This window comes from Streptomyces sp. NBC_01450, assembly GCF_036227505.1.
GTDB lineage: Bacteria > Actinomycetota > Actinomycetes > Streptomycetales > Streptomycetaceae > Streptomyces.
Map to the genome: position 1 here is coordinate 239,803 of NZ_CP109482.1, position 21,557 is coordinate 261,359.

Here is a 21,557-nt window from a genome sequence, read left to right on the forward strand (position 1 = left end):
CCGCCGACCGGGTCGGGCAGTGCTGCGACAGCGGGCCCCGCAATGAGCCCTGTGGCGAGCCACGCTCCCAGCCCCGCAGTTCCGAGCCGTCGTCTGGCGGTTGTCGCTGATCAGACCCCTTGTCGCCCCGCCCCGGCCGGTTGCAACTCCTCTTCTCCCAGCACTGATGTGCCTGGAGAAGCGTCCCGGGGCCGGAAGGCGGCGGCGAAGGCCGGCGCGGGGTGCTGTCACGTTATTGCGTGGGACTTAGCCGAGGGCGTATCGGGGTGTGGTCGGCCGGGCCGGGGGTGGTGGTTCAGGCTCTGGTGGGCATACCAGTGTTATCGGTGACGTGGTCCCAGATGGTGAAGCGGAGGGTCATTTCGAAGCGGTGCTGAGCGGCGGTCATCAGGTGGCGGTGGGGCCGGAAGTGGGGTGAGATGCCGCTGAAGGCGGACAGGAAGCGTTGCGCGGCGCCGGGTGAGCGGGAAGTACTTCATGGCGCGTTCACGCTGTCGGGTGGGCTGGTGACTGTTCCCGGCCCGGTTGTTCAGCCCCTTGTGCGCCCGGTGCTCGACGGACGCCATGAGGTCGCGGTGGGCGACGCCGTAACTCTTCAGCTTGTCCGTGACCAGCACCCGCGGCACCCGGCACTGCTTCTTCATCAGCTTGGCCATGAACCGTTTCGCGGCCTTCGCGTCCCGCCTGGACTGCACGAGGATGTCCAGGACGTTGCCGTCCTGGTCGACAGCCCGCCACAGGTACTGCCGTAGCCGGTTGACCTTGATGAAGACCTCGTCGAGATGCCACTTGTCCCTGGCGTGGGGCCGGCGGCGCCGCAGGCCGTCGGCGTAGGCCTGGCCGAACTTCAGGCACCAGCGACGGATCGTCTCGTACGAGACGATCACACCGCGCCGGAGCATCAGCTCCTCGACCTCGCGGTAGCTGAGCGGGAAGCGAAAGTACAGCCACACGCAGTGCGCGATGACCTCCACCGGGTAGCAGTGGCCCTTGTACGACAGCGACGCGTTCTCCACGACAGGCCCCCCAGCCACCACCAACCCGAAGATCATCTCACCCACCGGGTCAACGTGACAGCACCCACTTCCGGCCCCACCGCCACCTGATGACCGCCGCTCAGCACCGCTTCGAAATGACCCTCCGCTTCACCATCTGGGACCACGTCACCGATAACACTGGTATGCCCACCAGAGCCTGAACCACCACCCCCGGCCCGGCCGACCACACCCCGATACGCCCTCGGCCAAGTCCCACGCAATATCGTGACAGCACCATATTGGGGAGTCCTACGAGTTCACATCCCGTACACACCCCTCTCGTAACGCGGACAAGTAGCCACGACATTCTGGATCTTGTCGTCCCGGTAGTATCGGCACGATCTGGGCAGCTGTCAGAAGGGGATGGGCTGCCTCCGGGGGAGCAGCCGTCGAGCAGCGTCCCCTCGGCACGGTCGAGGAGGCTCGTCGAACTGATGACACGATCCGAGACCGGGATACGGCCCGAGAGGCAGGCGGCACCGTCCGAGGGCCGCGCCGTGCGTATCTCCGAAGAACAGGCCCATGAGCACGTCGGGGACAAGGCCGAGAGCTCGCAGGGCAAGGCGCCCGAGAAGGCATTCGAGCAAGCCCCGGCGAAGACTCCCGGCGGCGACAGGCACCAGAACGCCCACATTGCCGAGAGCCTCGCGAATCCCCTGAAGCCCAAGGGCGCCCACCGGCAGGAGGGGCGTGCCGGTGGGCGCGGTGAAGGGGAGCGACACGGGCCGGAGATCCCTGTGGAGCCGAAGCCCGGGAGCTCCCGCCCGGTGCCGAAGAAGGTCAGGTTCACATCTGGCGTCAAGCCCGAGCCGGAGGTGAAGACCGACGACGAGGCACCGCTTGCCCCGCAGCCGCGGGCCCCCTGGTATGTCCAGGAGGGCATGCTCGGCGAGGCCGAGATCACCGACGTCCCCGGCTGGGACCACGCCACCGCCCAGGCCGCGGCGCGCGATGCGATGGCTGCGTTCGACACCTCGGGCCTGTCGGCGGCCCTGCGTACCAGGATCGAGACGCATATCGCCGCGCTGCTGCGCACCGGCAGTGATCACCCGGACCGCCCGGACGATCAGGACCAGGGCGGCGACGGCCACCAGGGCCACAGGCAGGACCAGGGCGACCGGCAGGACGCCCTCCTGCCGCAGAAACCGAAGGACGCCGAGGAATCCGCCAGTCAGTGGACCACCCTGCTGCTGCGCGGCTCGATGTTCGAGGCCGACGACCGCCTGGTGTGGGTGAAGCCGGCACTGGACCAGCCCACCTACAAGCCGCCGTCCGCCATCGCCCGCGCGGTGCGGCGCTACGGCGTGTCTTTCAACAGCACCGCGGCCGAGCAGGTGAAGGAGAAATCGTCCGGCAGCGCCCTGGAGGGCATCTCCTACTTCGCGTTCAACCTCGCCTCGGCCGCCGCTTCCACCGTTGTGAGCGGACTGCCGTTCCTCAAGGCGGACGCGGCCGGCACCAAGCGGTTCGGCACCCGGCGCAACATCATCAACGGCCGTAAGCTCTTTGTCAGCGACGCGAACGAATTCACCAGCGGCCTCAGGATGCGGGTCTTCGTGGACGGCCGTGAGCTGCGGCAACGGCCCGGCAGACAGAGCCCCGCGAAGACCCGCAACCCTCCCGCCGACGCCGCCCCCGCGGACACGCAGAAGACCACTCGCGGGAACCCGCCGGCGCAGAGCCTTGCCGGTTCGGTGCGGCAGGGCCCGGCCATCGACCGCGGCATCGGCGTCAAGTTCCCCGCGGACTACTCGGGGGCCGACGAGCCGCGGCCCGGCCCGCGGCAGGACGGTACGGACAGCACGCCGTCCGGCCCGGCCCGCCAGGGGCCGCAGAAGTTCCGCCGCGGCGGCGAGGTCCTCAACGCCATCGATCTGACACCCGCGGTCGCCGACCTCGTCGGACAGTTGCGCGGTCAGGGCCTGTCGGCGTCGAATGCCCGGAAGATCGCCGAACAGGCGCAGACGATGCTCAACGAACAGACCGCACGCAACCGCAGCCGCTGGTGGCTCACCAGCGGCGACCCGGGCGGCAAGATCCGCGTCGGCCGCGGCTGGAACACCTTCCGCGGCCATCCCCGGATCAAGGTGTCGATCGCCGGCCTGCAGTTTCTGCACGTGGCCAAGGGCGGGGACGGTGGGGGAGTGAAGGTCCGCGAGGACCTCGGGGGCGGCCTGTCCACCATCACCGGCGCAGGCGGCGACAGTTCAGGTTCGATCACGGGCGGCTTCAACGTCACCGGCCTGGTCGCACCGGCACTGGAGGGCCATCACCACGGGCCGGTCGAGGTCAAGGGCATCGCGCCGCTGGCCGGCGGCACCTTCGGCCTCAAACGCGCCTGGGGTGCCAACGTCACCTCTCAGGCGCTCGGCCACGTGATCCTCAACAGCACGGAGGAACACGCTCGTTACCGCGCGGTGCTGCGCTTGGACGTCAACTGGAACTCCCGCACCCACAAGGGCCTGACCAACCAGAAGCTGTACGTCTCCGCCGACCTGGGCGTGCCCTGGCAGGACGGCGAGGGCGCCCGGGACTTCGAGCGCCGGGTCCTGGGCGGAGTGCACACGCCGTACCTCCAGGCAGGCAAACAGCCACAGAGCAGCGACGAGACGAACGAGCAGGGCCCATCCACCCGGCCCGCCGCCGAGCCGGGTCCCATGGTGTGGCCCACGCCGGTCATGGCCCAGCCCCACGTCCGCGCACTGCTGCACATCGCCGGGCTGGAGTCCGACGGCACCACCGTCAGCGAGCAGCCGCCGGACGGCATCGACCAGCGGCCCCCGGGTGACCCGCACCCCAAGGAGTCACTGGCACTGGCCTCCCGCAAGGGCACGGGGTACGCCGTCGCGGCGGCACTGCCCGGCTCGGAACTCGTCGAGGACCAGTTCCGGCGCCGGCTGACTGCCCTGTCCCAGCGACGCACCCATGGCTGGGGCGGGTTCGTGGACAAAATCACCGGGCGGGGCCCGTCCAAGGGCCTGTCGTCAGCGGACCGCCAGCTCGCCACCCACTTCGGCCGCCCCGCACTGGAAGGGGACCTCAGCGGCCTGCTCTCCGGCTACAAGGAAGAGGTGACCTTCGGCGGACGTCGCTACGAACTCGGCGTCCGCGGTCACCTGCGCGAGCACCTCGACCACCGCGCGTACCCGATGGTGGTCAACATCCGGGCCGCGGTCGGCGAGACGGTGGCGACGGCCCGCGACAGCCGCTGGTCGGCGACATTCGGTCTCGGCGCGGGCTTCCGGGTGACGATCGGCAAGGTTCTCCGGCTCCAGATCGGCGGCTTGCGGGCCCAGTTCTCCTTCGGGCGCGGCCGCGGCGAGGGCTTCGGCGGCACCGCCAAGTCCTACCGACGGATGGAAAACGTCAACAACGTCCACGAGCATGTCTACAACATCGCCTACGAGCTGACGCTGCGGCCGGTCGGCGAGACCCGCGACGACCGGATCGAACGCCGGTGGGTGGCACGGCCGGACGAACTGGTGGCACAGGTCGTCATCCCCGAACAGCACGTCCCTGTGGAGCCGGTGACCGCGGAGCAGGCGGACAGCGCCGGGAAGGTGCACGCCGTCAAGAAGCCGCCCCAGGGCCGGTACATGAACTTCGACACCGGAGCCTCCGGCCTCTACCCGGCCTTCCCCGCGATGCCCGAACTGGCCCAGCAAGCCGCCCGGTTGTACTTCCGGCTGAACGGACTGGACGAGACCAACGCCCAGCACTTCGCCAAGCTCCCCAAAGAGATCGTGAACGCCACCAGGCCTGAACATCTGACAGCGTTCTTCGGCCAGCTCACCGACAAGTGGGGCGAAAACGTCGAACTCCCGGAGATCGACGGCTGGAAGAACACCCTCACCATGAAAGTGGCCGGTTTCGAGCCGCGCCAGATCCGGGACGCGGACGGCGACACCGAAATCGAGCAGTACTCCCAGGCGGTCGGCAAGTACACCCAGGACAGCAGCAGCAACTATGGCCTGCAAGGACAAGTCGTCGCCGGAGTCACCCTGCGCTTCGGCTCCGACCAGTCCGGCACCCACGACGAGCCGGACAGCTCCGGCGGCGGCAGCGGCAGCAGCCATCCGGCCGGGCAGCAGGCCGGCGGCACCGGACACGAGGGCGGTCACAAGACCGGGCACGGCGCGAGCCCCGGCGGCCGGTTCCTGCTGACCGCACACGCCGACTACGGCCACGAGTGGAGCACGTCGAAGGAAACCGCCACCGGCGCAGTGGAGATCTCCCGGGCCACCCACGGCGGCAAACCGGTGCGGCTCGGCTCCGACGCGGTCTTCAGTCTGACCCTGACCCGGCAGAAAGGCGGCGTCGCGCTCCAGGAGACCGTCCACCTCAAGGCAGACCAGGCCCTCGAACTACTCGCACCGCAGCGACGGGTCACCGACCTGATGGCCCCCCGCCCGCAACCGACGGAAACCACCAGCCGGACGAGCAACGACCGGACCGCCCCGCAAGGGGCCCGGAGCACCAGCCGGACGGGCCACGACCCGCACGATGCCCCCGGCGACGCTCTGCACGCCGCCACGGTAGACGCTTCGCGTCCGCGGCCGGCCCGCACCTACTGCGGCGACAAGGTCCCGCTGACTGCCGCGTACACCGAGCGGATCGAGAGTGACAAGGTCCTGGAGCAGATCGAGCAACGGATGAGGGATCGCGGCGTACTGCGCGTCCGGCACGACCGAGAGGGCAACGTGGTGGACGTCCCCGACCGGATTACCCGCGCACTGCGCGCGGTGTACCGGCCTGAGGCGATGAAGACGCAGACCGGCGCGCTCTTCGACAACGGCCTGTGGACCTGGATCCCGGTCCGAGGCTTCGGCGGCTCGACGCAGTACCTCTACGTCAACGTCACTGCCGAGCGGATGTCGGCCCCGACGAGCCACCGCAGCCGCCCCGATGTGGACCTCACACTGCGCGGCGAGACCTCCGAAGACACCAAGGTGGCAACGAAGTCCACCCGGGTGGCCGGTGGCGGCGCCATCGCCGGCGGCCGCGGCGGCACCCACAACGCCCAGACCAATGCGCAGTTCCACCTCGGCGGTGACATCGGCAGCTCCTATACCGACAAGGTCGGACGTCAGGCCGAGAAAGTCGTCAAACGGCTTGGCATCTATCGCGCCACCACCAAGGGCTCCGAGGAATTCGAGCACGATCTGACCTTCCGGATCGAAATGGGCACAGTCCGGGAGATGCCCGAGATCCTCAAACTCGTCGGTCTGCCCGGAAACGGGATCTACGCCGGATTCGGCGCCGTCGCCGGCACGTTCGGCCGTAAGGAGGCGATGGACCAACTCTGGAACGCCAACCGCCCCTGGATCTGGCGCGATGACGGCACCGGCTCCCACCCCGACGGCAGCAGCCGCGACGTCGGCGGCAGCATCCGGCTGATCGTCCCGCACTTCCTCACCACCACGACGCCCGACCAGACCGCACACGCCGCCGGCGGCACCGATCGCACCGACCAGAAAGCACAGGGCGGCCCCGAAGCGCTTTACTTCACCCGCAACTACGGCACCAATCCCCGCTGGCAGCCCCGGCCCCCGGACCGACAGCACCCGGCCACACCGGAGCTGCTGGAAAACCTGCACCCATGGGACCTGCCCGCCTCCTCCGCGATCAACCGATGGGTGAAGTTCGCGGCGTTCCGGGCCGTCCGGCAGAGCGATCCGGCCCAGGGCGACGAGCCATGGCGGATCCCGGGCATCGACTTCACCAACCCGCACGGCCTGGCATACACCCGCCGCACCAGCCAGGCCCTCATGCGCCCGAACATCAAGGATCTGCTCCAGCACAACTACCGGGTCGACGTCGGCGGCCGCAAGGTCAACGTCGGCATCGAGCTGAGCAACGGCCGCGTCGTCACCCAGGACATCCGTCACAAGGCACGTCGCTACCGGCAGGAGGACGCCGAAGTAGAAGTGCACACCGAGCACAGCCGCGGCTGGGCAGCCGGGGCCGGCATCGACGGCGGCGGCGCAGAAGCCGACCAGGACGCCGCATACCTCGGCCGGCTCCCCTACGAGCGGCTCGGGAGCAACACCGACAAGCAGGTATCCGCACTCGGTCAGACTGACGAGCACAACGAGGAAGGCACCCGCACCTTCCGCTACTACGACTTCGACGTCACGGTCGTTGTCAACCCCGATCAGACACCCGGACACCAATTCCGGGTCGACGTCCCCAACGGCCTGACCGCCATGTTCCCGCTCACTGAGGACCGCACCACTCTTGAGGGCGGCCTCCTGACCCGACACCCGGAACTGTTCGCCGCCGTGACGAGCTCCGGGGCCAGGGCGGGCCTGGAGAGCGGTGACAGCGCCATTACGCGCCTGGTCGCGGGGGTCGACGCCGGCGCTCCGCTCGAAGAGGCCGCCCGCCTGGGCCGTGTCGATCGAAGCTCGGCGGAACACCGCTCGCCGGTGTTCGGTGCGGACACCGGAGTGAGTCACACGGACCCTGCTCGGGCCGGCGGCTTCACCCGCAGCGTCACGGAGGGCAGGGACGAGCACGAGGCCGTCGTCGTCGCCGTCAACGCCCACAGGGACGGCGTGGACAAGCCCGCCCCCGCCCTCGCCGCCTCCTCGGTCTCGTGCCCAGGCCCCTATGCACCGTCGTGGGGTTCTCGGGCTCCGGGTTCGGCGGATCGTCAGGCGGCTTCCGTACCGGGGCGGCCGCAGCAGCAGATGGAGCCGGTGGCGGAGCGGGTTGAGCAGCCGACCCGTGAGATGCAACAGCTCATGGGACAGCCGAATCTGAGGCGACCCCTGTGGTGTGGACACTCTGACAATGGATCTTGCAGATCCGAGGGAAGGTGTCCTGGTGGGACGTAGGTCTCCGTATCCGGTGGAGTTCAGGAACGATGCCGTCGCGCTGTACCGCGCGGCGGGCGGGAAGCGCACGTACGCGGCGGTCGCGGCGGATGTCGGGGTGACCGGCGAGACCCTGCGGAGCTGGGTGCGCCAGGCCGACGAGCACGCGGGCCGTGATCACAGCAGCGGCGAGCAGAGCGCGGAGAGCCGGAACGAGGAACTGGCCCGGCTGCGCGCGGAGAACGGCCGGCTCCGCAAGGCAGAGAAGGAATGGGAACTCGAGCGGGAGATCCTGCGCCGGGCAGCCGCCTATTTCGCGAAGGAGATGAAGTGAAGACCCACCGCTGGGACTTCGTCTCCGCCCACGCGGAAGTCTTCGGCGTTCAGCGGATATGCCGGGTCCTGCAGGTCTCGCGCTCGGGCTACTACCGGTGGCTCGCCGGTGCGAAGGTCCGTCGAGAGCGGCAGGCCGCCGACGACGCCCTGCTCGTGGAGATCCGGGAGATCCATACCGAGCACAAGGGCACCTACGGAGTCCGGCGCATCCATGCCGAGCTGCGTGGCTTCGGGCACACCATCAACCGCAAGCGCGTCGAGCGCCTGATGCGCCGGCACGGTATCGAGGGCCGGCACCTGCGGCGCCGCAAGCGCACCACGGTCCCCGACCGGCTTGCACCACCGGCCCCGGATCTCGTCCAACGCAACTTCTCCGCCAGACAGTTGAACGAGAAGTGGTGCGGCGACATCACATACGTCCAGGTCGGCGGGACGTGGCTGTATCTCGCCTGCGTCATCGACATCTGTTCACGCCGGGTGCTCGGCTGGTCGATGGCCACGCACATGCGCACGGAACTGGTCATCGACGCCCTGGAGATGGCCGTGGCGACCCGCGGCGGCCACGTGGGCGGGGTGATCTTCCATGCGGACAGGGGCTCGCAGTACACGTCGGCCGCGTTCGCGCAGGTCTGCAACGGTTTCGGGATCCACAGGAGCATGGGCCGGGTCGGCTCGAGCTACGACAACGCCCTCGCCGAGTCGTTCTGGCAGGGACTCAAGAGGGAGACGATGTACCAGAGGCTGTTCTCCACGATGCCTCAGGCGAGGCTGGAGATCTTCCAGTGGCTCACCTACTACAACGCCCGCAGGCGCCACAGCGCCCTCAACTACCTCTCGCCAGTCGAATTCGAACAACAACAGCAGAGAGCACGTAAACTCACACTCGCAGCATGAACCCCCGTGTCCACACTCCGGGGGACACCTCAGGGGAGCCGACACCCCATCCCGTCGCCGCTCGACCGCCGGAAGACGGGCCGCAAACGCGATCTGATCTGCGACGGACGCGGCACCCCGCTCAAGTTCATCACCACCGCGGGCAACGTCAATGCGGGCGCCCAGACTCTCGACCTGATCGACGGCTTCCCTCCCGTGGCCGGACACACCAGCCGGCCAGGCCGCCGTCGCTGCCGCTGCCGTATGAATTGAACCCGACCGGGGTCTTGGTCGTTACATAAAGTAGTGACTGCTCGGCGTCGGTGAAAAAGATGAACGCGAGTGCTTTGATCGACTAATTGCTCACATGCTCCACAGGATATCCGTTAATCGATAGGGCAGGCTGCCATGCTTTCACGGAACGACCAGCTAAAAATCATCGACGCTGTGTCGATATCCTTGGCCCGCGACGATCTCATAGTGGGCGGAGACTTCGCGCTGAACGCCCACGAACTGCGAGACAATACAGAGAGCGATCAAGTCTGCTTCTTCGTCACTGGAGAAATCAAAACGGGGCTTTTCGGTTCCGAGCATCTACAAAGAGCCCGCGAACGGGTCAAAAATATGGGTTACTCGGACGATCACCTGCGCGTGCTCCAGGCTCCGAGGCTGCAATATCCGCCCACCCCTTACCTGCACGGACCTGCCAACACCCAGATTCTTTCTGTCGAGGATGCTATTCGCATAAAAATCGACTGCTGTTCAGATAGGTCCGGCCGTCAATTCCCTGGGGGCGACTTCCACGACCTCTATCAAATCAAAGAAAAGTTGGGTATATTCGGACTGGATGGATTCATCGCCTCGCGCATCGACCATGTGAAGACAGACGATCTTCGCGCAAACCTGAGGCGTACCTGGTCGGACCTTCGATGGAACGACGAGATCAAGGCGTATGCGAGTAATCTCTCGGGCGCGCGTTCGCCTGAAGAAGTGTTGGCCGGGCTAAAAGCTCTAGAAAACGAAGAGCTCCCTATGACAATGGCTACCCTTCAACTTTTCAGGGCCATTGAAAGCAAGAATGAGACACGCATTTTCAATTGCCAAAAAAATCTCACCGGAGCAATACGCAAAGCTATTCGTGACGGATTTCAACCGTCACTGCTACCCGCCTCACCCAACGAAATAACATATACCGATAGGCCGGTCAATCCGGCATCGCAAGCAGCGGACGTGGCAAAAAACGAAATTGAGAAGTACAGCTCCGCAGATACCCTTAATTCGCCCCATGCTGAGCCTGGCATATACGGTCTCTCCCCTGTCCCCCACTATACAAGTGGAGCAATTCTTGGCCCGCTCGCGTATAGCGCGAGGCTTTCCCGTGGCATAGCCAGTTCGAATCCATCGGAGTGCTCTGCCTGGCTGAACAGGGATAAGATCCCCGCAGTCACGGGAAGCCCAGTCGGTAGCAGTTCATCCCCCGCTCGTCGGCGATGAACACAACCCATCGCCTCCTCGATCGCGACCGTGGACCGACTCTCATGTCGTCCGGTAGCTGGTAGCGCATGGTTCTTCATGACCAGCCGGAGCCGGGCTGAACGCACAGACTTCGGGCTGCTTCAGGCGGAATGCATAACCCATCACCTCACGCTCGTAGCATTCGACTCTGCCGCATAGCTGTGTGCGGCTCTCACAAACTGAAGGCGAGTTATCGTGGCTATACTGAATGTACAGGACCTTGAACCTCAGTTCGCTAGCTTCCGTGACTACTGGCTTGGTTGGGGGCATCAGGAACGCAGGGACGGAAACGTCACCTACTACCGCAGCGGCTTGGGGGACGGTCAGTTCAATGGGATCCTTCGAGTCAGGACGAGCCAGGATGTCGATAGTGCCCTTACTCAGGCAAGAGATGCTCTGGCAGATGTTCCTCATCTGTGGTGGATAGGAGCGGACAGCGGAGTGGGAGTCGGCGAGCGACTTGATGAGCTTGGGTTCGAGAGGGTCGGCACAGTTCCAGTAATGGCTGTGTCACTGGATCGAGTGACCAAAGTCGATGGCCCTGCCGAACTCAAAATCGAGGTAGTCGATGGCAACGAACCGTTGCAGGAGTGGGTTCAGTCCTACTGGAATTCGTTCGGTATGGATCCTGCGCTGGTAAGCGATGCCGTTCGCATAGAAGCAGCGCGTCCTGACTCCTCCCGGATTGTTCGCTTCATCGCGCGAGCAGAGGGCGTTCCCGTTGGTACGGCACTCATGCGAGCTGCGCATGGTGTGGCAGGGATATTCGTGGTATCCACTTCACCCGAATATCGTCATCGGGGCATCGGCGCAGCACTCACCGCAGCGGCGCTGGAGGCTGGACGTCAGTCCGGCTTGCACATCGGGGCGCTCCAGGCGAGTGCTTCAGGCGCCCCCCTCTATACTCGCATGGGATTTGAAAAGGTCGCAGAATATCAACTTTTCAGCGTATCCCATTGAGATTGCGGTTGTGGTGTCGTAGGTGCTGACGGGCTGTGGTTCCCCGATGTTCCTGACGCCGTTTCACGATGTCGCGCCAGGTCGCTATCACGCGGGGCGCGTTGCCGGTCGGCAATTGGGAGGCGTCCTCGTCGGCGGCCAGGGCTGATTCAAAGTCTTCGTGGTCAAGTGGGGTTGCTGGTCAGGGCAGTCCGATTAGGTCCAGCGGCAGGGCTGATGCGTTCTCAGATGTCGAGATGAGGGGTTCGCGCCGGTGTGGTGCCCGGTGGTCGATGTGCCCGACTGGAAATGACGAACGCGACTCCCGATGATCAAGGTTCTCGAAGCCGAAGATCATGAACAGGGGTCGCGTTCGCGTGCCATCTTCCCTGATCGACGCCCTCGCGCGCCACCACGAGGACGTTGACCTCCCATGCCCGCTCATCGAACTGCCCGGCCTGTGCACCCTGGCCGACGTGCTGGACCAGGTGCCCGACCCGCGCCGGGTCCGAGGCCGCCGCTACCGGATCGGCTCCCTGCTCGCCCTGTGCCTGGTCGCCGTCCTCAGCGGCACCAAATCTGTGGCCGCCATCGCCCGCTTCGCCGCCGACAGCAACTCTGACCTGCGGACACGCCTCGGTCTCACCTGCGCCACCCCGAACACCACCACCCTGGGCCGACTGCTGGCCCGCCTGGACGGCGACGCCCTGGACGACGCCGTGGGTGCCTGGATCGCCCGCTACGCCACCGACCCGGTCGACGAACCCGGCGACACCCCGGTCGGCCTCGCCGTCGACGGCAAAGCCGTGCGCGGCTCACGCACCGACAACGACAAAGCCGTCTACCTGCTCGCCGCCGCACTGCACACCTCGCAGACCGTCATCGCCCAGCGCCAGATCCCCGCGAAGAGCAACGAGATCCCCGCCTTCGCTCCACTGCTGAACCGCATCGACCTGCGCGGCACTGTGATCACCGCCGACGCCATGCACACCCAGCGCGCCCACGCCGAGCACGTCATCGCGGCTCAAGGTCACTACCTTCTGGTCGTCAAAGGGAACCAGAAGAAGCTCCGCAAGCAGCTCAAGAAGCTGCCCTGGCGCCAGATCCCACTGCAGGACCGCACTACCACCACCGGCCACGGCCGCCGCGAGATCCGCCGGCTGAAGGTCTGCACCGTCCAGCCCGGCCTGTTGTTCCCGCACGCCGTCCAGGCCATCGAAATCAAGCGCCGCCGGGTCAATCGCAGGACCGGGAAGGTCCAGACGAAGACGGTCTACGCCGTCACCAACCTGTCCCCGGGCCAGGCCAACCCGTCCCAGCTCGCCGAACTGATGCAGAACCACTGGTCAGTTGAGGCCCTGCACCATGTCAGAGACGTGACCTACGGCCAGGACGCCTCGCGCGTGCGCACCGGCACCGCGCCACGAGCCATGGCCACGATGCGGAACCTGGCCATCGGCCTCATGCGCCAGGCCGGCTGGACCAACATCGCCGCCGCAACCGACCACTACCGGTCACGCCCCGAGCACGCGACTACCCTCCTCGATCTCACCGCCTGAGAACGCATTCGCCCTGCATGAAGGCCTCCCTCATATCGGATGCACTCGATATGGCGGCCCGGAACATCGACCTCGCCGAAGGCGGCATATTTCATTCCGATCGCGGCAGTCAATACACGTCTCGGGAACTTCGTTGCAAGCTCCGCTCGTTGGGCCTGCGAGCTTCGGTCGGCCGCACCGGTGTCTGCTGGGACAATGCGATGGCTGAATCATTTCTCGGTGCCCTCAAAAACGAACTCGTGCACCGAACTACGTTCCCAACACGCGCACACGCCCACCGGGCCATCGTCCGCTACATCGAGATGTTCTACAATCGAAAGCGCCTCCGCTCCGGACTCGGCTACAAGACTCCCGCAGAAGTCCACGCCGAGTACGAGGAGTTGCAGGCGGCGGCATAGGCAGAACCCTCAACACCGCTGTCCGAGAAGCGGAGGGCCCCTCATTCATCCTGTGCTGGCGGGTGAAATGGGCTGGTCAGTGGGTGTGGTGACGAGGCAGGGCCCCTCGTCGTTGGCGTGGTGATTCCACTCAGCACACCGTCGACCGAAGGGGCCCTGCTGGTTCCGTATCCTGCCACGCTCGACGTCCCGCATGAGCTCGTTGAGCACGCTGCCTGGCTGCTGTGCGAGCACCGCCGCGCACGTAACACCCGCTGGCGGAAGCTCCGCTGCTTCGACCAGGCACTGCTCACGCTGGTCCACCTGCGCAAGAACGAGACGTTCGCCCAGCTCGGCGCCGGGCTCGCGATATCGCAGGCCACCGCCTGGCGTTACGTGGACGTGGCCCTGGAGGTGCTGGCTTCCTGGGCCCCAGGCCTCCATGAAGCCCTCACCGGCCTCGGTGAGGGCGATGACGTCATCGTTGACGGCACGCTGATCCCCACCGACCGCGTCCGCGCCGATCAGCCGTACCACTCGCAGAAACACAAGAAGCACGGCATGAACGTGCAGGTCATCGCCCGCCTTGACGGCACACCGCTGTGGTTCTCCCGCGCGACACCCCGCCGCACACATGACCTGACCGCGGCCCGCGCCCACGGCAAATCGTCCAGGCCTGCCTGACCCGGCAGATCCTCATCCTGGCGGACCGCGCCTACCAGGGCGCCGACGCCACATTCCGCACCCCGTCCTACCACCACAGCGAACAGCCCGAGCACTACCAGCAGTTCAACCGCGACCACGCCCGGCTCCGAGCCCCCGGCAAAACGCGCCTTCGCCCGGCTCAAGTCCTGGCGCATCATGCGCAGAGCACGCTCCTCCACCCGCCGCATCAGCCGCACCGTCCAAGCCATCCACGCACTACTGACCTGCGACTATTCAGGATGAAAGAGGTTCACTGAGCTTCTTCAGACGGGCCACAGATCGGGTGATGCGGCCGAGGTGTCGACCACAGCCATCGCGCTCGATCCTGCTGGTCGACCGGACGTCAACGACGGACCCGCTGCCGCTCTCCCGGGGCGCAGTTGAAGAAGCTCTGTGTATGGCGGGACATCCGCCGTGAACTCCACTCCGCTCGGTTCCGTAGTGCAGGGTGAGATCAGTTGTCTCGCGAGTGGCAGGACGGTTAATGGGTCGACTGGATCTCTACACGGCAACTGAAGCGAGGACCCCCCCAAAATGTCCCTTTCTGATGAAGAGTTTTTTTCCAGACAGGACGCGGTCAACAGAATCAGCGGGGCTTTGTCGGAATTTTCGAACAAGTCCTTCAATCTGCATCACCTGCAAGAGAAGGCCGACCTGATAGGCGAAGACCTGCAACGTAAAATCCTTGCGGAAATGATAGAGGAACAAGTTCTCAAGCGGGACGGCGCCGGCGCGGGTGAATATTCGAAATGGCGTTACGACGAGCGTCGACTCGACAGTTACAGACAGGGACTGGGAATAGACCTGCCCCCTGCTCCGGCTGATCAGGCGCGATGGTCGGCCGATCAGCAGCGCCATATGGTCCCCGCCGAAGGGAACGCTGGTGCGGAAGCACGGGGCGAGCCCCTCTCATATGCAGAGAGGTCTCCGGACAGTGCACTCCTGCACGCCCTGGAAGAAAGCGCACTCCAGAATGCTCTTCAAGAGAGCGTACTTGATCACGCTCTGCACGAGAGCGCCCGTCAGTACGCCGTGGAATCGGCCGACCGTGATCTTGCGCGAGCCCTGGAGTTGAGCGCCAGGGAGGCGGTCCGCCATGAAAGCGCCCCGAACGAGCCCGCCTCCACGCAAGCCGGGGGGGTTCCCATGCCGCCCGCGTCCCTCACACAGGCCGCACGTATGCAATCAGTTGTCCACGGGACCAGTGCGGCGAGTCGCGACACGGGGTTGCGGCGATCGCCGGTACTGGGAATGGCCACCGGAACACCCGCGAAGCGTGCGCCCAGGGTGCCCTGACCGCGATGTCCAGGAGAGCGGCCGTCGCATCACCAGGTGCTGCCGTCGGCCGGACCGTCGGCCGGCGCACGGTCTGTGACCTCTCCGGCGACCTGCCAGGACAAGGGCAGTCGAGGCGTTGCGCTTCTTCAGGACGGCTACCGATCGAGTGACGTCCAGGAGCGCGGTCGGGTCGGCGCGCCGATGGGCGCCCAGCCCATCGACCGTGGCCACCGCCGCGTCGCAGCCGCCGGCTCGCGCTCGCCATCCCCGCCGCGTCCAGGCCGTGTACTCCGGCACGTACTCCTGCCCCTGGTTGTCCGAGCCGGCTCGTGGTCTCTCCGGAGGGACGAGACCGCCAGTCTCCGCGGGGGACGCAGCGGCGCGGCGCTTTTGCTGCCGTCCTGTCCCGCTGCGCGGCTGGTCGTGCACGGCAACCCGGAAAGAAGGGGGGTGACCGCTTCGGAGTGCAGCCCGCCCGGCCCAGCGAGTGGCCGGGACAACAGGGCTCCCGTCAATGCTCCGGACTCACGTCGACGACATCGTCCACTCGGTGGTAGGACCGGAGGGACCGCTACGGCTCATCCCGGGCACCCGGAGGAGCTGGTCGAGCACTACTATCGGAACCGGTTGGCGTCGGAGGCCGCCGGACGCCTGTGCATACCGGAGGACACGGTGAAGTCGCGGGCACCTCACGCGCTCAAGTCGCTGCACACGCTCTGCTCGTCGGCACCGGCGCACGCAGGCGCCTGCCCCTTCGAAAGGCGGGGACGGCGTGAGTGCACCGAAGCATCCTGACGACGAACTGCTCGGTGCGTATGTGTCCGGCACCCTGGACGCCGGCCGACGTGCAGCGCTCGGCGCACACGCGACCGGTTGCGAGCGCTGCCGGATGAGACTCGCCGCGTTGCAAGACTTGGAAGCAGCTCTGGGTGAAGTGCCGACCGAGGTGTTTCTGGAGGGTCCGCCCGAGGACGGCGATCTGCTGCTTCAGCGCACCCTTCGGCAGGTTCGCGCCGAGCAAGCCGGCGTTTCACAACTCAGGTCCGCCACCGTCGATGCGGGGGGGGCGCCGCACCACCGACGACGGCACTCTTCTCCGGCAGGTCCGCCGAGGGCGGGAACGGTCCCACGGGAGGTGCGCCGGACACGTCCGCCGCTCCGGCCGCGACCGGCGTGCGAGTGGCCTCCGCCACCGATGCCCTTACAAAGGTGTCCCTGCGGGTCCAGCTCACCCCGGTGCTCCCCTTCGGTGGAGACCACGACCAGCCGGCACCGTTCGCCGTCCGGTACATCGGTGACGGTGGCGTCGATCTTTACATGGTCATCGCAGAAGCCGGCACTGACCTGGACGGCCACACGGGACAACCAGGTCACTGCACTGGCGCACACCGGCCGGGAGAGGCTGGTCGCCGTCGCCGCGACCAGCCTGCAACAGGTCGAAGCGCTGGTGATCGAGAACGGCCAGGGCAAGCAGCTCGTGAGGGTCGGCCCCTTCTGATCCCGCACCCGTCTCGCACCCTTCCGGCTGGGCCGGGCCCCCTGGCCATCTCGGTCGGCCGTGCTCCTGCCTACCGGCCCGCGAAAGCTTCACGCCGCTCTCGACTTCGCTGCTGCTCCTCTGATGCGCGGGACTGGCCGGCACCCGCGATGACAACTCGGCAGCCGATACTGCGGTCCTCGCGCTGCGGCTGCCGGCGCAGCGCAATGTGCAGCTGCGGCAAGAAGGCAGAGATCGAAGACGGACGACCACAGCGGCCCGGGCTACCGCGGCCAGCCTGCCCGAGCAGCTCGAAATCAAAACGAACCGTGCGGGAGCCCTGCCGTGCAGGGCCGATCTAAAGTCGTTTGATCTTGGTGTTGCCGCTGGTCACGGGGCGATGCCGAGGATGTCGAGCGGACGGGTGAAGGGTTCGTAGGACATCTTGCGGAGGCCGGCGGCGATGTTGGTGTGGCCGTTCTCGCGGAGCTTGTTGATGGCGAGGTTGCGCAGGGTGGCCATGTTCTCCGGGCCGTAGCCGGTGCGGACTTGGGAGCGGTCCTCGTCGAAGGTGACATCACGGATGAAGTGCAGCCGGTTTTCGATCACCCACTGTGATCTCACGAGGCGGGCGATCTTCTCTGGTGACGCCTGCCGACTGGTGAGGTCGGTGATCACGTAGACGGTCTCTCGGGTCCGCTTCCCGGTCTTCAGGCTGGTGCGATGCCGGGTGATCCTCGCGACCTGCGCGGCGTGCGGGAAGTCAAGGTCGTCGACAGTGAGCACCTGAACTACCCGGGTTTCGTTGCGGCCGTGGCCCTGGCTGCGGTCGTAGAACTTCGCGGTCGCCCGCTCCCAGGGCAGCGTGCGCAGCCGCTCGTGCAACGCCGGCCGGTTCTTCTTCACCGTGAACACGTAGTGCGCCTTCTTCACCTCGACGAGGAAGACGGCATGGTCACGCTGGGTGTGTAAGGCGTCGGCGGTCGCCACGGTCCCGGCCAGGTCGAAGGGATCCAACAGGGCCGCAAAGCAGGTGATTTCATTCGTCCTGCCCGGCACCCGCAGCTGGGTGACGGTCCGGCCGTCGCTGGTCATGGCGGCGAGCAGGTGCGCGGCCGGGCTCTGCCCGTGGCGGGAACCGCGGGCGCTCTTGCCGTCCGCGGCCACCGACTCCGCCCCGACCGGAACCTCGCCGGTCAGGTCCGCCAGGCCGCCCGGGCAGACGGTGGAGACGATCCGTCGGATCGTCGATCTACTCGGCGCGATCCGCACGTTCAGCGAGGTCAGCAGGCGTGCGCCGAGCCGGGCCAACGTCTGCTGCGGGGCACTGCGGGCCCACCGCCCGATCGCCGCGTATGACAGCACCGCCACCACGGCGGACGCAGCGATCAGCAGCACCGCCACGAACGGGTGACGTACGCCCCGGCGATGGCGCGGGTCCGGGAGCCTGACCAGCCGCTCCGCCAACGACAGCTCCGAACACCCGCCAACGACGGCGACCTGACGAGACAGACGGTGGCAGACTGACGGCACATCGAGGCTCCGGTTCGAGACGGTGACTGGCAAGGTCATCCGTCCACAACAGGAGCCTCGATCTGTTCGTAGCGGCCCTCGCCGACATCGTCACCACGCCGTGACCAGCACCTTCACCCACCCGGCAGGACTTTGGAACAGCCCTGCTAACTAAGCTTGAAATTAAAGGTTTCCCCTCGGTTCTTCGGGTCGAGGGGTGTCCTTTTTGTGCTGGTGTTTGCCGACGGGGTGTCGGGGGGCGGGGCTGGTGGTGGTGCCCCGTGGGCGGCCTGGGCCGGGGTGGGTGGCTTTCGGCGGTTTCGCGGGTGTGCCCAGGATCTTGCGGATGCGGGGATAGCCGCGGCGGACCCGGCCGGGAGTGAGCTGATCCGATGTGAGTGGCTTCTCCCAGGGCCGGCGCAGATCGCCGGTGAGGGTGCGGGCGAGTCGGAGCTGGGTGTAGGCGGCGAGGATCAGCCAGACCCAGCGGTCGGCCTGAGCGGGGTGACGCAGGCGGGGGCGGGTCATGCCCAGGGCCTGCTTCCAGAACCGGAATGTGTGTTCGATGTCGAATCTTCTCAGGAAGATCCGCCACAGGCGGTCGACGTCGTGAGTGTCGGCGTCGGGGGCCGAGTGCCATAGCCATAACGGCTTGGGATCGCGGTTGCCGGGCAGGCGCTCGACCGCGAGGTGTACCAGCGTTCCCTCCACGTTGGGCAGGTCACCCGGGTGATCGGCCCAACCGCCCTGGCGGCGTTCGAGTTTGGGGTGCAGGCGTCCCCAGCAGCGGGCGGTCACGGCACCGAACCGGTCATGACGGGTGGTGGACTCCTGGACGGGTGCGGGACGGGTGCGGGGTGGGTGGCCGGGTCGGCCAGCCGGAAGGGTGCGCCATGACGCGGTTGGCGGCCTTTGGTGGGTCCCCTGCGGCGCCCTGGCGGGTGGTGCATGACGCGGTCGGCGCGGATCCGCCCGAGCAGCCGGACCGGCTCGTTGCGCAGCAACCACGTCAGCCGCACGATGTCGTAGCCGGCGTCCAGCACGAACAGCACCTCGGGGTCGCCCTCGCGCCACTGACCAGCCTGGCGCAGGCGCGTGAGCAGGTTCCGGACCTGGGCGGCGGTGACCTCGGTCAGGTCATCGTCCGGGCCGAGGCGGACCGCGTCCAGCGGCCCGGTCCACGAGGTCCGTCCGCCGCCCAGCGCGGCGGCGACCTGGTAGGGCCAGCCCGGAATCGTCTGCCGCACCCCGTCGCAGCGGCACGGGCGGTGGCAGTGCAGCCGGTCCGGCGAGCACTCCGCGTCCGGGCGCGGCCACGGTGTCACGTCCAGCGCGATCGAGATCTGCCGGTCCGTCCCGCGCGGAAGCTCCAGCCCGGCCAGCGCCAACCGCAGCCGCGACACATCCAGGCGGCCTCGGGCGAGCGCGTCGTACATCGCCCCGTGCCCACGCCGGTGAACTGTCTCAAGCGACAACTCCGGCAGCGACACCACCGGGCCGCCCGCGCACAGCACCGCGTCCGTCAACTCGAACAACGCATCGGCACGGCGGGGCATTGCCACGTACAACTCCAATCGAAAGGAGGACAGTTCGGCAAGTGCCTGCCGATGAGCGGCTCCAGGGACGACACTCGACACTGACGACCTCCCGGCCCGTTGTGCGACTCAACATCACACAGCGTGAAAGGGAGGTCGTCGCCATGTCCGGCAGATCCCCATGTGAGTGAACGATCCGAACCTCAAACGATCACTGAAGGTTAAATTTCAAGCTTAGACCGACCGGCAATTGGTGATGCCTGCCGGTGGCTGGTCGCTCTGGGCACGAGACAGGCACGGGCCTGAGTGATCATGGAGTTCTCTACGCTCAGTGATCACCGGAGGGCCCGTGCCTGCTGTGCCATCTTGCCTGCTCGAACCCCTGTGGGACCAGTTCGCCGCCCTGCTGCCCGCGCGCGATGACTATGCGCCGACTCACCCGCTGGGCTGTCACCGTCGCCGGGTCCCGGACCGGATCGTCTTCGAGCACATCGTGCGGGCCCTGGTCCACGGCACCGGATACGAGCGGATCGCCAGTCAGGGCTGCTCGGACCGCACCATCCGACGCCGCGTCAAACTCTGGTCACAGATGGGCATATCAGAGCAGGTCCACGCCCTGGCGCTCCAGGCGTACGACCGGATGATCGGCCTCGGACTGGCCGAGATCTCCGTGGACGGCTGCATCACGAAAGCTCCCTCGGGTGGCGAGAAAGCCGGACGCTCCCCGGTCGACCGGGGCAAGCAGGGGCTGAAGCGATCGGTGGCCTCCGACGCGGCCGGGGTCCCTCTCGGGATCGTCTCCGCAGGCGCCAACCGGCACGACTCACCGCTCCTCGGCCCCACCCTCGAAGCAACGAAAGCCCAGGTAGGAGCGCTCCCAGAGCAAGTGAACATCAATCTCGACCGCGGCTACGACAGCGCCAGGACCCGTGCCTTGCTCGACGAGTTCGGCTTCACCGGCGAGATCGCCCGCAAGGGCGTGCCCGCACCGATCCAGGCCGGCAAGCGGTGGGTGGTCGAGCGTTCACACTCGTGGATGAACGGCTACGGCAAGCTGCGGCGCTGCACCGAGAAGGACGGCAGCGCCGTGGACTTCTACCTCTACCTCGCCGCCGCTTTCGTCACGCTCCGCATGCTCATCCGACGCTCGACGAGCCGCTATCGCTGGGACGGCCGCCCCACCACCCGACGCCTCAAGTGATCCATTTGCCGGTCGGTCTAACCTGCTCCGGTCGCCGCCTCACCCTGCACCCGTCCGAACGCGTCCCCTGCGAGGACCTCACCCAGCTGTCCAGCACGGTGCATGCACCACCGGCCCTCTTACACTCCCTGACCGACCTGCCCAAAGGGCCCAGAACCTGTGGACGAAGTGGAACAGCTGGGCAGACCAGCCGCCACCCCTTGGCCGAATCCGCAACTCAGCCCCACCACGGCCTTCGCGACCCCGAAACGATCAACCAGGAATCAAGCCGTGGATCCAGGCTGAACCTAGCAGTCTAGTACTGCGTAGTAGGTGCTATAGGCATCTCGGTTACCCAGGGGATTGTGAATTCCCCACCAAGCAAGTCAAATGAATTGGGAGTAGTAATGGAAACT

General features: G+C 66.7%; 11 protein-coding genes and 4 pseudogenes. 12 read left to right on the forward strand and 3 right to left on the reverse strand.

Annotated elements, in window-relative coordinates:
* Positions 1–295 precede the first annotated feature (295 nt).
* Positions 296–1,052 (reverse strand): annotated as a pseudogene (locus OG568_RS60525) (IS6 family transposase).
* A 419-nt stretch (positions 1,053–1,471) separates the two neighbouring features.
* Here OG568_RS60525 and OG568_RS60530 point away from each other — a divergent pair.
* From OG568_RS60530 to OG568_RS60580, 11 genes and pseudogenes are all read left to right on the forward strand, one after another.
* Positions 1,472–7,876, forward strand: coding sequence for a hypothetical protein (locus tag OG568_RS60530; RefSeq protein WP_329538472.1), 6,405 nt, complete (start codon positions 1,472–1,474; stop codon positions 7,874–7,876).
* Positions 7,866–9,085, forward strand: a protein-coding gene (locus tag OG568_RS60535) for an IS3 family transposase (RefSeq protein WP_329530430.1) whose coding sequence is annotated in 2 segments (ribosomal slippage) — positions 7,866–8,121 and positions 8,121–9,085 — 1,221 coding nt in all. Because the reading frame shifts where the segments join, the coding sequence is not laid out codon by codon here. Before OG568_RS60530 ends, OG568_RS60535 begins: the two co-directional genes overlap by 11 nt.
* 6 nt (positions 9,086–9,091) lie before the next feature.
* On the forward strand, positions 9,092–9,337 hold the full coding sequence (locus OG568_RS60540) for a transposase (RefSeq protein WP_329538473.1): 246 nt from the start codon (positions 9,092–9,094) through the stop codon (positions 9,335–9,337).
* Between the two features lie 135 nt (positions 9,338–9,472).
* Positions 9,473–10,558 carry a hypothetical protein gene (locus OG568_RS60545; RefSeq protein ID WP_329538474.1) on the forward strand — a complete coding sequence of 362 codons (1,086 nt, stop codon included), beginning with the start codon at positions 9,473–9,475 and terminating at the stop codon, positions 10,556–10,558.
* A gap of 522 nt (positions 10,559–11,080) precedes the next feature.
* Positions 11,081–11,539: a GNAT family N-acetyltransferase gene (locus OG568_RS60550; protein WP_329538475.1), complete on the forward strand. Its 459-nt coding sequence runs from the start codon at positions 11,081–11,083 to the stop codon at positions 11,537–11,539.
* 356 nt (positions 11,540–11,895) lie between these two features.
* Positions 11,896–13,077: an ISAs1 family transposase gene (locus OG568_RS60555; RefSeq protein ID WP_329538410.1), complete on the forward strand. Its 1,182-nt coding sequence runs from the start codon at positions 11,896–11,898 to the stop codon at positions 13,075–13,077.
* Positions 13,078–13,094: 17 nt separating this feature from the next.
* Positions 13,095–13,475 carry an integrase core domain-containing protein gene (locus OG568_RS60560; protein WP_329538476.1) on the forward strand — a complete coding sequence of 127 codons (381 nt, stop codon included), beginning with the start codon at positions 13,095–13,097 and terminating at the stop codon, positions 13,473–13,475.
* A gap of 117 nt (positions 13,476–13,592) precedes the next feature.
* A pseudogene (locus tag OG568_RS60565) lies at positions 13,593–14,402 on the forward strand (transposase family protein).
* Between the two features lie 291 nt (positions 14,403–14,693).
* On the forward strand, positions 14,694–15,455 hold the full coding sequence (locus tag OG568_RS60570) for a hypothetical protein (protein ID WP_329538477.1): 762 nt from the start codon (positions 14,694–14,696) through the stop codon (positions 15,453–15,455).
* A gap of 754 nt (positions 15,456–16,209) precedes the next feature.
* Positions 16,210–16,314: pseudogene (locus tag OG568_RS60575) on the forward strand (zf-HC2 domain-containing protein); the annotation flags it as partial.
* Between the two features lie 423 nt (positions 16,315–16,737).
* Positions 16,738–16,935 (forward strand): hypothetical protein, encoded by a 198-nt coding sequence (locus OG568_RS60580; RefSeq protein ID WP_329538576.1) that lies wholly within the window; start codon positions 16,738–16,740, stop codon positions 16,933–16,935.
* 369 nt (positions 16,936–17,304) lie between these two features.
* On the opposite strand, the gene OG568_RS60585 is transcribed toward OG568_RS60580, so the two are convergent.
* Positions 17,305–18,381: an ISAs1 family transposase gene (locus OG568_RS60585; RefSeq protein WP_329538478.1), complete on the reverse strand. Its 1,077-nt coding sequence runs from the start codon at positions 18,379–18,381 to the stop codon at positions 17,305–17,307.
* Positions 18,382–18,609: 228 nt separating this feature from the next.
* Positions 18,610–20,063, reverse strand: a pseudogene (locus OG568_RS60590) (NF041680 family putative transposase).
* A gap of 247 nt (positions 20,064–20,310) precedes the next feature.
* Between OG568_RS60590 and OG568_RS60595 the strand changes: the two are divergent.
* Positions 20,311–21,162: an IS5 family transposase gene (locus OG568_RS60595; protein ID WP_329538479.1), complete on the forward strand. Its 852-nt coding sequence runs from the start codon at positions 20,311–20,313 to the stop codon at positions 21,160–21,162.
* Positions 21,163–21,557 lie beyond the last annotated feature (395 nt).

Coding starts and splice junctions, on each gene's coding strand:
- OG568_RS60560 (WP_329538476.1), top strand. CDS start 13,095: ATGAAGGCCTCCCTCATATCGGATGCACTCGATATGGCGGCCCGGAAC.
- OG568_RS60550 (WP_329538475.1), top strand. CDS start 11,081: ATGGCTGTGTCACTGGATCGAGTGACCAAAGTCGATGGCCCTGCCGAA.
- OG568_RS60530 (WP_329538472.1), top strand. CDS start 1,472: ATGACACGATCCGAGACCGGGATACGGCCCGAGAGGCAGGCGGCACCG.
- OG568_RS60570 (WP_329538477.1), top strand. CDS start 14,694: ATGTCCCTTTCTGATGAAGAGTTTTTTTCCAGACAGGACGCGGTCAAC.
- OG568_RS60545 (WP_329538474.1), top strand. CDS start 9,473: ATGCTTTCACGGAACGACCAGCTAAAAATCATCGACGCTGTGTCGATA.